Source organism: Brachybacterium sp. SW0106-09 (assembly GCF_001293905.1).
GTDB lineage: Bacteria > Actinomycetota > Actinomycetes > Actinomycetales > Dermabacteraceae > Brachybacterium > Brachybacterium conglomeratum.
On the sequence record NZ_BCAK01000055.1, the window covers coordinates 1 to 12,444 of the forward strand.

13 protein-coding genes are annotated in these 12,444 nt (G+C 74.5%); 5 read left to right on the top strand and 8 right to left on the bottom strand.

Annotated elements, in window-relative coordinates; all coding sequences use genetic code 11:
* The 7 genes from Y09_RS14455 to Y09_RS14480 form a co-directional block, all read right to left on the bottom strand.
* Positions 1–857, bottom strand: an 857-nt coding sequence (locus Y09_RS14455; protein WP_053918457.1) for an SseB family protein, incomplete at its 3' end; no start/stop codon positions are given.
* Positions 854–1,588 carry a bifunctional 1-(5-phosphoribosyl)-5-((5-phosphoribosylamino)methylideneamino)imidazole-4-carboxamide isomerase/phosphoribosylanthranilate isomerase PriA gene (gene priA, locus Y09_RS14460; protein ID WP_053918460.1) on the bottom strand — a complete coding sequence of 245 codons (735 nt, stop codon included), beginning with the start codon at positions 1,586–1,588 and terminating at the stop codon, positions 854–856. The genes Y09_RS14455 and priA, both read right to left, overlap by 4 nt.
* 70 nt (positions 1,589–1,658) lie before the next feature.
* Complete coding sequence (locus Y09_RS17695; protein WP_010550150.1) at positions 1,659–1,817, bottom strand: hypothetical protein; 159 nt, start codon at positions 1,815–1,817, stop codon at positions 1,659–1,661.
* On the bottom strand, positions 1,814–2,461 hold the full coding sequence (gene hisH, locus Y09_RS14465; protein WP_053918655.1) for an imidazole glycerol phosphate synthase subunit HisH: 648 nt from the start codon (positions 2,459–2,461) through the stop codon (positions 1,814–1,816). Before hisH ends, Y09_RS17695 begins: the two co-directional genes overlap by 4 nt.
* An 83-nt stretch (positions 2,462–2,544) precedes the next feature.
* Entirely contained in the window at positions 2,545–3,150 is a 606-nt protein-coding gene (locus tag Y09_RS14470; RefSeq protein WP_053918462.1) for a hypothetical protein, read from the bottom strand.
* Positions 3,147–3,764, bottom strand: a complete 618-nt coding sequence (hisB, locus tag Y09_RS14475; RefSeq protein ID WP_053918464.1) for an imidazoleglycerol-phosphate dehydratase HisB — start codon at positions 3,762–3,764, stop codon at positions 3,147–3,149. Before hisB ends, Y09_RS14470 begins: the two co-directional genes overlap by 4 nt.
* Positions 3,761–4,894, bottom strand: a complete 1,134-nt coding sequence (locus tag Y09_RS14480; RefSeq protein WP_010550154.1) for a histidinol-phosphate transaminase — start codon at positions 4,892–4,894, stop codon at positions 3,761–3,763. The genes hisB and Y09_RS14480 overlap by 4 nt, the downstream gene beginning before the upstream one ends.
* A 172-nt stretch (positions 4,895–5,066) precedes the next feature.
* Here Y09_RS14480 and Y09_RS14485 point away from each other — a divergent pair, with 172 nt between their 5' ends.
* On the top strand, positions 5,067–5,510 hold the full coding sequence (locus Y09_RS14485) for a DUF3054 domain-containing protein (RefSeq protein WP_053918657.1): 444 nt from the start codon (positions 5,067–5,069) through the stop codon (positions 5,508–5,510).
* A gap of 2 nt (positions 5,511–5,512) precedes the next feature.
* Here the strand turns inward: Y09_RS14485 and hisD are convergent, their stop codons facing one another.
* The gene (gene hisD / locus Y09_RS14490; RefSeq protein WP_053918466.1) at positions 5,513–6,850 is read right to left on the bottom strand and encodes a histidinol dehydrogenase; all 1,338 of its coding nucleotides are present in this window, start codon (positions 6,848–6,850) and stop codon (positions 5,513–5,515) included.
* A 102-nt stretch (positions 6,851–6,952) separates the two neighbouring features.
* On the opposite strand from hisD, the gene zupT reads away from it, so the two are divergent.
* From zupT to Y09_RS14510, 4 genes are all read left to right on the top strand, one after another.
* The gene (gene zupT, locus Y09_RS14495) at positions 6,953–7,783 is read left to right on the top strand and encodes a zinc transporter ZupT (protein ID WP_053918468.1); all 831 of its coding nucleotides are present in this window, start codon (positions 6,953–6,955) and stop codon (positions 7,781–7,783) included.
* A gap of 44 nt (positions 7,784–7,827) precedes the next feature.
* A complete protein-coding gene (locus tag Y09_RS14500; RefSeq protein WP_053918470.1) occupies positions 7,828–9,015 on the top strand; it encodes a hypothetical protein in 1,188 nt (395 codons plus the stop codon).
* A gap of 251 nt (positions 9,016–9,266) precedes the next feature.
* Positions 9,267–11,507: an NADP-dependent isocitrate dehydrogenase gene (locus Y09_RS14505; RefSeq protein ID WP_053918471.1), complete on the top strand. Its 2,241-nt coding sequence runs from the start codon at positions 9,267–9,269 to the stop codon at positions 11,505–11,507.
* A gap of 146 nt (positions 11,508–11,653) precedes the next feature.
* Positions 11,654–12,442, top strand: a complete 789-nt coding sequence (locus tag Y09_RS14510) for an alpha/beta fold hydrolase (RefSeq protein WP_053918474.1) — start codon at positions 11,654–11,656, stop codon at positions 12,440–12,442.
* Positions 12,443–12,444: the final 2 nt, after the last annotated feature.

Below are 12,444 nucleotides of genomic sequence, written 5' to 3' on the forward strand. Positions count from 1 at the left end.
CAGGAGCCGAGCACGAGCCGCATCGAGCTGATCCGCTCGGCGACCAGCTGCGATCCCCCGAGCGCCTGCGTCACCAGCTGGACCACCGCGGAGACCTGCTCCGCGGTCAGGCCCGGGCGCAGCCGCAGGTGGAGGTCCACCTCGGCGCGCTCGCCGGCGCGGGCCGCGAGGCCCAGCACGGCGGGCGAGGCGGAGGTCCCGACCCGCTCGAGCTCCGCGGCGAGCTCGCCGTCCTCATGCGGCGGAATCCACTCGCGCCCCTGCGCGAGCGCCCACAGCACCGAGCGCGGCAGCAGCACGGGGCCGCCCTCGGCCTCGGGCGTCGCGGCGTCCAGCAGCAGCGCAGTGCAGCCCTCCTGGACCGCGGCCTGCGCCGCCTGCGGCGCGACCACGGGCACGGGCCGGGCATCTCCGCGCCAGGCGGAGAGCTGGTGGACCGAGGTGAACAGCGGCAGCACCGTCGTCCCGTCGGGCGCGGTGATCGAGACCATCGCCATGTCGGCGCCGTTGTCGCCGGTGAGGCCGTAGGCGGTGGTGTCCGTCTCGGTCGCGACCGCCATGATCGGCACCAGCACCCGGGAGGTCGTCAGCGCGGCGACGAGCGCGCGCCGGTGCGGGTCCCGGCCCGCCCGGTGCGCCTGCAGCGCCTCGGCGAGGTGCGCCGGGGTCGCGCCGTCGTCGCCGGGGAACGGGCTGACGGTGTAGTCGCGGCCCTCCCAGGAGACGCCCGCGGTGTCGGTCAGCGGGGACTTCTCGCGGAAGTGGGAGGGCAGGGCCCGACGGGCCCGTCCGCCGGGGTCGGCGTCCGGGCCCGTCGGTCCGTGGTCCTCGTTCTGCGAGGTGTTCTCGGAGGTCACGGGCGTCCCGCGACGTCGAGCGCCTCGCCCATCGTGAAGGCCTGCGCGTACAGGGCCTTGCCCACGATCGCGCCCTCGACCCCGACGGGGACCAGCTCGCGCAGCGCGCGCAGGTCGTCGAGGGAGGAGATGCCGCCGGAGGCGACGACCTTCGCGTCGGTACGCTCGCAGACCTGGGCGAGCAGGTCCACGTTCGGGCCCTGGAGCGTGCCGTCCTTGGTGACGTCGGTGACGACGTAGCGCTGGCAGCCGGCGGCGTCGAGGCGCTCGAGGGTCTCCCACAGGTCGCCGCCCTCGCGGGTCCAGCCGCGCGCGGCGAGGGTGGTGCCGCGCACGTCGAGGCCGACGGCGATGCGGTCGCCGTGCTCGGCGATGATGTCGGCCGTCCACTCGGGGTTCTCGAGGGCGGCGGTGCCGAGGTTCACGCGGCGGCAGCCGGTGGCGAGCGCCGCGGCGAGGGACTCGTCGTCGCGGATCCCGCCGGAGAGCTCGACGTTCATGTCCACGGCGGCGACGACCTCGGCGAGCAGGGAGGCGTTGGAGCCGCGGCCGAAGGCGGCGTCGAGGTCGACCAGGTGCAGCCAGCTCGCGCCGCCCTCCTGGAAGGCGAGCGCGGCGTCCAGCGGCGCGCCGTAGCCGGTCTCGGTGCCGGCCTCGCCCTGGACGAGGCGGACGGCCTGGCCTCCCTGCACGTCGACAGCGGGGAGCAGCTCGAGCACGGGAGCGGTCATGGGGGTCCTCCTGGGACTGAGGGGATGGTGCCCGGTCGGGCACAGGGACGGACGGGGTGGGGAGGCGGACTCAGCCGCTCTGGATGCGCCAGAAGGAGATGCCCAGGCACACGAGGCCGAGCACGGCCAGTCCCGCGATCGCCCACCAGGGCTTCTTCGAGCGGTAGAAGGACCAGGCGCCGCCGAGGAGCATGCCGCCGGCGAAGAGCATCAGGAACGCGAGGATCATGCGTCCTGCTCCCGGTCGCGGCGCGGCAGGGTGCCCAGCCAGTTCGCGAGCAGGCGGGCGCCGGCCGCGCCGGACTTCTCGGGATGGAACTGGGTGGCGCTGAGCGCCCCGTTCTCGACGGCGGCGACGAAGCGGTCCTGCTCGTGCTGGGCCCAGGTCACCTGCGGCGCCTTGAGCGGGCCGGTGTCCTCCAGCTCCCAGCTGCGGGCGGCGTAGGAGTGGACGAAGTAGAAGCGCTCCTGCTCGATCCCGGCGAACAGCGCGCTGCCCGCAGCGGGTTCGACGGTGTTCCAGCCCATGTGGGGCACGACCTCGGCCTGGAGGTGGGTGACCTCGCCCGGCCACTGGCCGAGCCCGCGGGTGCGCTCGCCGTGCTCGGTGCCGGCCTCGAACATCGCCTGCAGGCCCACGCAGATGCCGAGCACCGGCAGGCCGCCGGCCAGTCGGCGCTCGATGATCCGGTCGCCGCCGACGGCGAGGATCTGCGCGAGGGTCGCGGAGTAGGCGCCGACCCCGGGGACGACGAGCCCGTCGGCCGCGAGGGCGCGCTCGCGGTCCGCGGTGAGCTCGACCTCCGCCCCCGCGGCCTCGAGGGCGCGGACGACGGAGCGGACGTTGCCGGAGCCGTGGTCGAGGACGACCACGCGCGGGGCGGGACCCGGCGCTCCCGCGGTGGCCGGTGCGTCCGCGGGGCCCGCGGCGGCCGACGACCCGGGCTCGGTCGTGCTCACGGGCGCTTCCTCCCGCCGGAGGAGATCCACTCCAGCGCCTCGGCCCGGGTGAGCGAGGCGGGGCCGAGGCCCTCGCCGAGCTCGTCGAGCGAGGTCGTGCCCAGCAGCAGCTCCTCGACGAGGTCGTCGACGGCGCCGAGCACGATCGCGGGCGAGATGTCCTCGCCGCGCTCGCCGTTCTTGTACCGGGTCGCGGTCATGCGGTCGCCGCGGCGCCAGAACACCACGATGCCGTTGCGCTGCAGGGCGGTGGAGGTGATCGCGGCGAGGTCGTGCGCCGCCGCCTCGGACAGCGGGCCGACGGCGACCGCGCCGGTGGCGGTGTCGAAGGTGCGGGAGTCGGTGGGGATGTCGATCCCGTCGGTGCGCGCCTCGCGGCCCAGCCGGATCACGCCGGCGAGCGCCTTCGCGGTCGCGACGGAGGTGGCGACCACGGCGATCGTGGGGACCTCGTCCTCCTCGGGCGCGGCCGAGGCGTCGGACAGGACGTCCTCGACGGTCAGCGGCGCGTCGTCGAGGGAGAGCCCCTCGGTGAGGCGGGCGAACTCGGCGTCGATGTCCTCGGGCTCGGGCCCGCGGCCGGTGGTGTCGTCGGTGCTCACAGTGCTCCCTTGGTGGACGGCACCCCGAGGACCCTGTCGTCGGGGGCGCAGGCGGCGCGCAGCGCCCGGGCGAGCGCCTTGAACTGCGCCTCGACGGTGTGGTGCGGGTCGCGGCCCTCGATCACCCGGATGTGCAGGCAGATCGCGGCGTGGTGGGCGAGGGACTCGAAGACGTGACGGGTCAGGGAGCCGGTGAAGTGCCCGCCGATGAGGTGGGTGGCCTGGGCCTCGCTCTCCCCGGAGTGGACGCAGTAGGGGCGGCCGGAGAGGTCCACGACGGCCTGGGCGAGCGCCTCGTCCAGCGGGACCAGCGCGTCGCCGAAGCGGGTGATGCCGTGCTTGTCGCCGAGCGCCTCGCGCAGCGCCTGGCCGAGCACGATCGCGGTGTCCTCGACGGTGTGGTGGGCGTCGATGTGGGTATCGCCCGTCGCCCGCACGGTGAGATCGAAGCGGGCGTGGGTGCCCAGCGCCGTGAGCATGTGGTCGAAGAAGGGCACGGAGGTGGAGATGTCCACCTGGCCGGTGCCGTCGATGTCGAGGCTGACCTCGACGGAGGACTCGCGGGTGGTGCGGGAGAGGGTCGCGGTGCGCGACGGGCGGGCGGTCTCGGTCATCGGGGGTCGGCCTCCTCGAGGGCGGTGCGGAATGCGGTGTTGTCCTCAGGGGTGCCCACGCTGACGCGGAGCCAGCCGGCCGGTCCGACGGCGCGGATCAGCACGTCGCGCTCCAGGAGGGCCTGGAACACGTCGTCGCGGCCTCGGAAGGCGCGGAAGAGGACGAAGTTGGCGTCGGACGGCGCGACCTCGTGGCCGCGACCGGCGAGATGGGCGGCGAGCGCGTCGCGCTCGGTGCGCAGCAGCGCGACCTTCCCCAGCAGCTCCTCGCGGTGCGCGAGGGCGGTGCGGGCCACCGCCTGGGTGACGGCGGAGAGGTGGTAGGGCAGGCGCACCACGCGCACGGTGTCGACGATCGCGGGATCGGCGACGAGATAGCCGAGGCGGGCGCCGGCGAGCGCGAAGGCCTTGGACATGGTGCGGGCCACGACGAGGTTCGGGTGCTCGGCCAGGAGGGTGAGGGCGCTGGGCACCCCGTCGCGGCGGAACTCGCCGTAGGCCTCGTCGACCACGAGCAGCCCGCGGGCGGGCTCGAGCGCGCGGGCGGCGGCGCGGGCGACGTCGAGGTCGAGCGCCGTGCCGGTGGGGTTGTTCGGCGAGGTGAGCACCACGATCGAGGGCCGGTGCTCGGCGATCGCGGCGGTGACCGTCTCCGCGGTGAGCGCGAAGTCGGGAGCGGGGCCCCGCTCGGCGGTGACCCAGGCGGTATAGGTGTCGCGCGCGTACTCGGGGTACATCGAGTAGTGCGGCGTGAAGCCGAGCGCCGTGCGGCCGGGGCCGCCGTAGGCGAGCATCAGCTGGTGCATGACCTCGTTGGAGCCGTTCGCCGCCCAGACCGCCTCGGCCGGCGGGGCGGGCACGCCCGACTCCTCGGCGAGGTACTCCCCCAGCTCCCGGCGCAGGTCCAGCGCCTCCCGGTCCGGGTAGCGGTTCAGGCCCGCCGCGGCCTGCGCGGCGGCGGCACCGATCGCGGCGGTGAGCTCCTCCGAGGGGCCGTAGGGGTTCTCGTTCACGTTCAGCGCATGCGCGACCGGTAGCTGCGGCGCGCCGTAGGGGGCGGCGCCGGCGATGCCGTCACGGGGGACGGGCAGGACCGAGGGCTCACGGGTCGGGACGGGCGAGGCGGACATGGCACTCATCGTAGTTGGCGTCGCGGGGGCAGGTCCCCCCGGTCCGCGTCGCGGCCCCGGGGCCGGCGCCGACGTGACGTGGCTCATCGTCATCTCGTCCCGCATCCCCGCGTCGGTCCTCCCGGGGCCCTCCCTCGGTGAGCTCCCCGCCGCGTCCCAGTACCCTGGCGGGATGTTCCGTTCCCTGGGTGCCCTCGTCGGCGACCTGCTGGTCGTCATCCTCTTCGTCGCCGTCGGCTTCTTGCAGCACGGCACGCCCCTGACCACCGAGAACATCTTCCTGGTGGGGTGGCCCTTCGCCGTCGGCGCGCTGCTGGGCCATCTTGCGATCCGCGCCTGGCGCGCCCCGTTCCGGATCTGGCCGCACGGACTCTTCGTGTGGGCGATCACCCTCGCGACAGGGATGGCGGTCCGCACCCTGTTCGGGGCGGGCACCGAGGTGTCCTTCCTCATCGTCACCGCGATCGTGCTGGCGGTCGGGATGCTGGGCTGGCGCGCGATCGCGCTGTGGCTCACCCGGGGAGAGCGTGCCGCGGAGCGCCGCGCCGCCGTCGAGGAGAGCCCGACGGGCTCCGACCGGACGGCCGACGCCGACCGGACTACCGACGCCGGCTGATCTCAGCCCTCGAAGCGGACGTCGATCGCGGTGCCGTGGGCGGGCAGCCCCTCGGCACGGGCGAGCGTGGTCGCCGCCTCGCGCGCTCCGGCGAGCGCGTCGCGGTCGTAGCGGACCACGTGGATGCCGCGCAGGAAGGTCTGCACCCCGAGCCCGCCGGTGAAACGGGAGGTGCCGCCCGTGGGCAGCACGTGGTTGGAGCCCGCGGCGTAGTCGCCGAGGCTGACGGGGCTGTGGGGGCCGACGAAGACGGCGCCGGCGTTGGTGACGCGTGCGGCGACCTCGTCGGCCTCGGCCGTCTGGATCTCGAGGTGCTCGGCGCCGTAGGCGTCCACGACCGCGAGGCCCTGGGCGAGGTCCGCGACGAGCACGGCGCCGCTCTGCGGTCCGCGCAGCGCCTCCTCGATCCGCTCGCGGTGGAGGGCGGCGGGGACCTGCGCGGCGAGCGCCGCCTCGACCGACTCGACCAGTGCCTCGGACGGCGTGACCAGGACGCTCGCGGCCATCGGGTCGTGCTCGGCCTGGGAGATGAGGTCCGCGGCGACAAAGGCGGGATCGGCGGTGTCGTCGGCGAGGATCGCGATCTCGGTGGGGCCGGCCTCGGCGTCGATGCCGACCTTCCCGCGCACGAGGCGCTTGGCGGCGGCGACGTAGACGTTGCCGGGTCCGGTGACGAGGTCCACGCCCTCGAGCCCGTCGCCGTCGCCGAGGTCCTCCGCGCCGTGGGCGAGCAGCGCGATCGCCTGGGCGCCGCCGGCGGCGAGCACCTCGGTGACCCCGAGCAGCGCGCAGGCGGCGAGGATCGTGGGGTGGGGCAGGCCGCCGAACTCCTTCTGCGGCGGGGAGGCGAGCACGACCTGCTCTACGCCGGCGGCCTGGGCGGGCACCACGTTCATCACCACGGAGCTGGGCAGCACGGCGCGGCCGCCCGGCACGTACAGGCCGACGCGGCGCACCGGGACCCAGCGCTGGGTGACGGTGCCTCCGGGCACCACCTCGACGGTCTCGGCGGGACGGACCTGGGCGGCGTCGACCGCGCGCACCCGGGCGATCGACTCCTCGAGCGCGGAGCGGATCTGCGGGTCGAGCTCCGCGAGGGCGCGCTCGAGCTCCACGGCGGGGACCCGCAGGTGCGCGGGACGGATCCCGTCGAAGCGCTCGGAGGCCTCGAGCACCGCCTCGGCGCCGCGGGCGGCGACGTCCTCGACGACGGGGCGCACGGCCTCGGCGGCCGCGGCGACGTCGAGCTCCGCGCGCGGCAGGGCGGCGGTGAGCTGGGCGGCGCTCAGGCTGCGGGCGCGCAGGTCGGTGACGGTGAGGAAGGCGTCGGCGGGGGACATGGGGTCAGTCTAGGAGCGGTCACCCGGGCTCGGCCGTGGTGCCCACCACGGGACGGGCCGAGGGTCCCCGTCGAGGCGCGGACCGCCCAGTAGGGTGCACGGGTGCTCGTCGCCTTCCTCCTCACCCTCGTCGCCGGCGGCGCCACCTCGATCGGCGCCGCTCTCGGCGTGCTCGGCCGCGGGACCGGGCCGAGGTTCCTCGCCGGCGGGCTGGGCCTGTCGGCCGGCGTCATGCTCTACGTCTCCTTCGTCGAGCTGCTGCCCGAGGGCGCCCGGGTGCTCTCCGGCGGCACGGCCCCGACCGGTCGCGGCACGGCGCTGGCGACCCTGTCCTTCTTCGTCGGGATCGCGCTGATCGCCGTACTCGACCGGCTCGTCCCCCGCGCCGTCAGCCCCCACGAGTTCGCCGGCCGGATGGACAGCAGCCACGGACGGGACGAGGTGCGCGAGCCCGAGGAGCAGCTCGAGGACCGGGCGCTGCGCGCCCGGCTGCTGCGCACCGGCGCGATCACCGCCGCGGCCCTGGCCCTGCACAACGTGCCCGAGGGCTTCGCGACCTTCGTCGCCGCGCTGCAGGCCCCCGAGGTCGCGATCCCCGTGGTCGCCGCGATCGCCCTGCACAACATCCCCGAGGGCCTCGCCGTCGCCGTGCCCGTGCGCCGCGCGACCGGCTCACGCAGCAAGGCGTTCTGGCTGGCGACGATGACGGGGCTGGCCGAGCCCGTCGGCGCCGTGATCGGCTACCTGCTGCTCGCCCCCGTGCTCACCGGCGACGCGATGGGTGCGGTCCTGGCCGGCGTGGCCGGGGTGATGGTGTTCGTGTCCCTGGACGAGCTGCTGCCCGCCGCGGAGGAGACCGGGGAGCACCACACGGTCATCTACTCGCTGATCGCCGGCATGGCCGTCATGGCGGTGACCCTGCTGGTGCTGTGACGCTCCGGTAGGTTCTGTGCGGGGACCACGAGGAGGGGGACACGATGACGACGAGGACAGCCAGGCGGCTCGCGCGCCCGGGACGGATCGTCGCCGCGGCCGCAGGGGCGCTCGCGCTCGCCGCCTCCCTCGTCGCCTGCGATGCGCTGCCGGGACCGCTCGGCGGCGAGGACCCCTCGAGCCCGGCGGCGACCGCGGCCCCGATGGCCCCCGAGCAGGTGGCCGGCGCCGAGACCGTCCCGGTGGATCCCGCCTGGCTGTGCGGGCCCGGCACGGCGGAGGATCCCCTGCCCTCCCGCGACGCGGGGACGATGTCCCCCACGAGCGTGCAGGCGGAGGGCAACGAGGTGATGATCACCGGCGACCTCGCCCTCGAGCCGGGCGCCGCCTACGGCGGGCTCGCCCCCGAGGCCGTGATCGTGCCCGCACACCCCGCGGACCGCGGCGCCCCGGCCGAGGGCTATGCCGATGAGCTCGGCGTCGACGGCGCCCCGGCGCCACCGATGGTCGTGCGAGCCCGGGTCGAGACGACCACCGAGGGCCCCGCCCCCTCCACCGTCACCGCCCGGCTCGTGCTCGACACCTGCGACGACGCCCCTCTGCCCGATGGGCAGTACCTGCTGCGCCTGTCCGGCGCGGGCCCGGAGGGCTCCGGCCGCGCCGCGGAGCGCAGCGGCTGGGAGGCGAGCGCCGACGTGCTGCTGGACGTGGTCGACGGCCGCCTGCGGGCCGTTCCCGGCGCGGTCACGGCGGAGGACGGCGAGACCCCTGCGGACCTCTCCTCCCTCGGCTGCGGCCGCGAGCTCGCCCCCGTCGGCGACGGCGCCGGGCTGAGCGTCGCCGCCGCCGACCCCTCCCCCGCGGTTCATGCGGAGGCGGGCGAGGACGAGGCGGGCGCGGGCGCGACCGCTCAGGTCACCGCCGCCTCCGAGGACCACGGCACCCTGCCCCTGATGACCGGGATCGTGGTGACCCGCCTCGGGGACGGTGTCATCGTGGCCGGGGCCCGGAACGCCGGCAGCATCCCGCTGCAGTGGATGGACGGCGAGGGGGTGAGCACCGCGGAGACCGCCTGGACCACGCACGGCACCTGTCACGGCGCCCTCTCCCCCGGCGACTACCGAGCCCACGCCTTCGCCGTCACCGTCGACGCCGCGGGCGCCACCCACGTCGTGCTCTCCGACCCCTGGGACCTCGAGGTGCTCGAGGGCGCCGAGCCAGAGGACGGCTGAGCGCCGCGGCGACTCGCCGCCTCTGCGCCTCGCCGCCGCGGCGGCTCGCCTCCTCGTCGGCCGCTCTGTCGTCCCGTCGGCCGCCCCGTCGATCCACCGGCCGTCCGGGACTGCGCCCCGCACCCCGCTCACGTACCGTGGGGGCGTCCGGATCGACGGCCGGCCCGCGCCCGCCGTCGAAGAATTCTTGACGTCAAGATAGTCTTGGCCCGAGACCCATGACGCATCGACCCGAGGGAGCCCCGCGACACATGGCGCGCATCATCTACACCCACACCGACGAGGCACCGATGCTGGCGACCGCCTCGTTCCTGCCGATCCTCGACGCCTTCTCCGACACCGCCGGGATCGAGGTCACCACCCGTGACATCTCCCTGGCCGGACGCATCGTCGCGGCGTTCTCGGACCTCCTGCCCGAGGAGCAGCGGGAGGCCGACGCGCTCGCCGAGCTGGGCGAGCTCGCGAAGACGCCCGAGGCGAACATCATCAAGCTGCCCAACATCTCCGCCTCCGTGCCGCAGCTGAAGGCCGCGATCGCCGAGCTGCAGGGCCAGGGCATCGCCCTGCCCGAGTACCCCGACAACCCCGAGACCGACGAGGAGAAGGGCGCCCGCGCCCGCTACGACTCCGTCAAGGGCTCTGCCGTGAACCCCGTCCTGCGCGAGGGCAACTCCGACCGCCGCGCCCCCGCTGCGGTGAAGAACTTCGCCAAGAAGCACCCCCACCGCATGGGCGAGTGGAGCAAGGACTCCAGGACCTCGGTCGCGACGATGGGCGCGGACGACTTCCGCTCCAACGAGCAGTCCGTGGTGATGGACGCCGAGGACACCCTCTCGATCGTGCACGTCGCCGCCGACGGCACGGAGACCGTGCTCAAGCCGTCCGTGCCGGTGCTGGCCGGCGAGGTCGTCGACTCCACCGTCATGCGGGTCGCGGCGCTGGAGACCTTCCTGCGCGAGCAGATCGCCGCGGCGAAGGAGCAGGGCGTGCTCTTCTCCCTGCACCTCAAGGCCACGATGATGAAGGTCTCCGACCCGATCCTCTTCGGCCACGCGGTCCGCGCCTTCTTCCCCACCCTGTTCACCCAGTACGGCGACGTGCTCGCCGAGGCGGGCCTGTCCCCGAACAACGGGCTCGGCGGCCTGCTCGCCGGGATCGACAAGCTCGACGAGTCGGTGCGCGAGGGCGCCCGCGCCGCGATCGACCAGGACCTCGCCGCCGGTCCCGACCTCGCGATGGTGAACTCCCACAAGGGCATCACCAATCTCCACGTCCCCTCCGACGTCATCATCGACGCCTCCATGCCGGCGATGATCCGCACCTCGGGCCACATGTGGAACAAGGACGACGCCGAGCAGGACACCCTCGCGGTGATCCCGGACTCCTCCTACGCGGGCGTCTACTCCGCGACCATCGAGGACTGCCAGAGCAACGGCGCCTTCGACCCCACCACCATGGGCACCGTCCCCAACGTCGGCCTCATGGCGCAGAAGGCCGAGGAGTACGGCTCCCACGACAAGACCTTCGAGATCGCGGCCGACGGGCGCGTCGAGGTGCGCGACTCCTCCGGTGCGGCGCTGATGACCCACGAGGTCGCCACCGGCGACGTGTTCCGCGCCTGCCAGGCCAAGGACGCGCCGATCCGCGACTGGGTGCAGCTCGCCGTGCGCCGCTCGCGCCAGTCCGGGATGCCGGCCGTGTTCTGGCTGGACGAGACCCGCGCCCACGACCGCAATCTCATCGCGAAGGTCGAGAAGTACCTGGCGGACCCGATCGATGGGAAGAGCACGGAGGACCTCGACATCCGCATCCTCTCCCCGATCGAGGCGACGAAGCACACCCTGGCCCGCGTCCGCGCCGGCGAGGACACCATCTCCGTCACCGGCAACGTGCTGCGCGACTACCTCACCGACCTCTTCCCCATCATGGAGCTCGGCACGAGCGCCAAGATGCTCTCGGTGGTGCCGCTGATGAACGGCGGCGGCCTGTTCGAGACCGGTGCCGGCGGCTCCGCGCCCAAGCACGTCCAGCAGCTCATCGAGGAGGACTACCTGCGCTGGGACTCTCTCGGCGAGTTCCTGGCACTGGCCGAGTCGCTGCGCCACCTCTCCCGCACCGCGGACAACGCCCGCGCCGCGGTGCTGGCCGACGCGCTGGACCGTGCGACCGAGACCCTGCTGAACGAGGGGAAGTCCCCGCAGCGCAGGCTCGGCTCGATCGACAACCGCGGCAGCCACTTCTACCTCGCGATGTACTGGGCGCAGGAGCTGGCGAAGCAGACCGAGGACGCGGAGCTCGCCGCCGCCTTCGGCCCCATCGCGAAGGAGCTCACCGACGGCGAGGAGACCATCGCCGCCGAGCTGCTCGCGGTGCAGGGCGAGCCCGCGGACATCGGCGGCTACTACCGTCCCGACCCGGAGAAGACCGCCGCGGTGATGCGCCCGTCGGCGACCTTCAACCGCATCCTCGAGGAGATCTCCGCGGCGCTGTGACCGCGGCGCGCTCGTGACAGGGGCCGGGGCCGATCACCGTGCGGTGATCCGCCCCGGCCCTTCCTCGTGCCGAGCCCGCTGCGCCGAAGTCCCCCGGCGCTCCGTATCCTGGTCCGGCCAGCTCCTGCGTCCGAAGGACTCGCGCCGTGCCCGTCATCCCCTCCCCCGTCGACGGCGTCGACCTGCGCTATGACATCTCCGGGGACGGGCCGCCGCTGGTGCTGCTGCACGGCTCGGTGCTCTCCCGCGCGATCTGGCGGGGCCTCGGCTATCTCGAACCGCTCACTGCCGAGCACACCGTGCTCCGGGTGGACCTGCGCGGCCACGGCAGCTCCGGGAAGCCCCACGACCCCGCGGCGTACACGCAGGAGGTCTTCGTGCAGGACCTGCTCGCCCTGCTCGACGCGGAGGGGATCGGCCGCGCGGCGCTGATGGGCTACTCGCTCGGCGCACGCATCGCGCTGAGCACGACGCTGGCGCATCCTGGCCTGGTCACGCGCCTGGTGAGCCTCGGCGGCTCGGCCTCCGCGCAGCGGGGCGCGGTGGACTCGGTGTTCTTCCCGGGCGTGATCGACGCGGTCCGCGAGCAGGGCATGGAGTCGTTCTGCGCCGGGCAGGGGCTGGGGCCGGAGGTCTCCTCGCGCCGTGACCGCGCCACCCGCACCGCCTTCCTCGCTGCGGACCACGAGGCGGTCGCGGCGCTGCTCGCGGCGACCGACGCCACCGCCGCCGTGCCGGACGAGGCGCTCGCCTCCTGCACCGTCCCGACGCTGTGGATGGCCGGCGATGCGGACCATCCCCGCCACGAGGAGTCCGCGCGGGCCGCTTCGCTGATGCCGGATGCGGAGTTCGTCTCGCTGCCCGGCCGGGACCACGGCGGCACCCTGTTCCCCCCGGGCGAGGTGCTCGAGCGGGTGCTGCCCTTCCTGCGCTGAGA

Coding starts and splice junctions, on each gene's coding strand:
- Y09_RS14505 (WP_053918471.1), top strand. CDS start 9,267: ATGGCGCGCATCATCTACACCCACACCGACGAGGCACCGATGCTGGCG.
- hisB (WP_053918464.1), bottom strand. CDS start 3,764: ATGACCGAGACCGCCCGCCCGTCGCGCACCGCGACCCTCTCCCGCACC.
- Y09_RS14500 (WP_053918470.1), top strand. CDS start 7,828: ATGACGACGAGGACAGCCAGGCGGCTCGCGCGCCCGGGACGGATCGTC.
- Y09_RS14480 (WP_010550154.1), bottom strand. CDS start 4,894: ATGTCCGCCTCGCCCGTCCCGACCCGTGAGCCCTCGGTCCTGCCCGTC.
- priA (WP_053918460.1), bottom strand. CDS start 1,588: ATGACCGCTCCCGTGCTCGAGCTGCTCCCCGCTGTCGACGTGCAGGGA.
- Y09_RS14485 (WP_053918657.1), top strand. CDS start 5,067: ATGTTCCGTTCCCTGGGTGCCCTCGTCGGCGACCTGCTGGTCGTCATC.
- hisD (WP_053918466.1), bottom strand. CDS start 6,850: ATGTCCCCCGCCGACGCCTTCCTCACCGTCACCGACCTGCGCGCCCGC.
- Y09_RS17695 (WP_010550150.1), bottom strand. CDS start 1,817: ATGATCCTCGCGTTCCTGATGCTCTTCGCCGGCGGCATGCTCCTCGGC.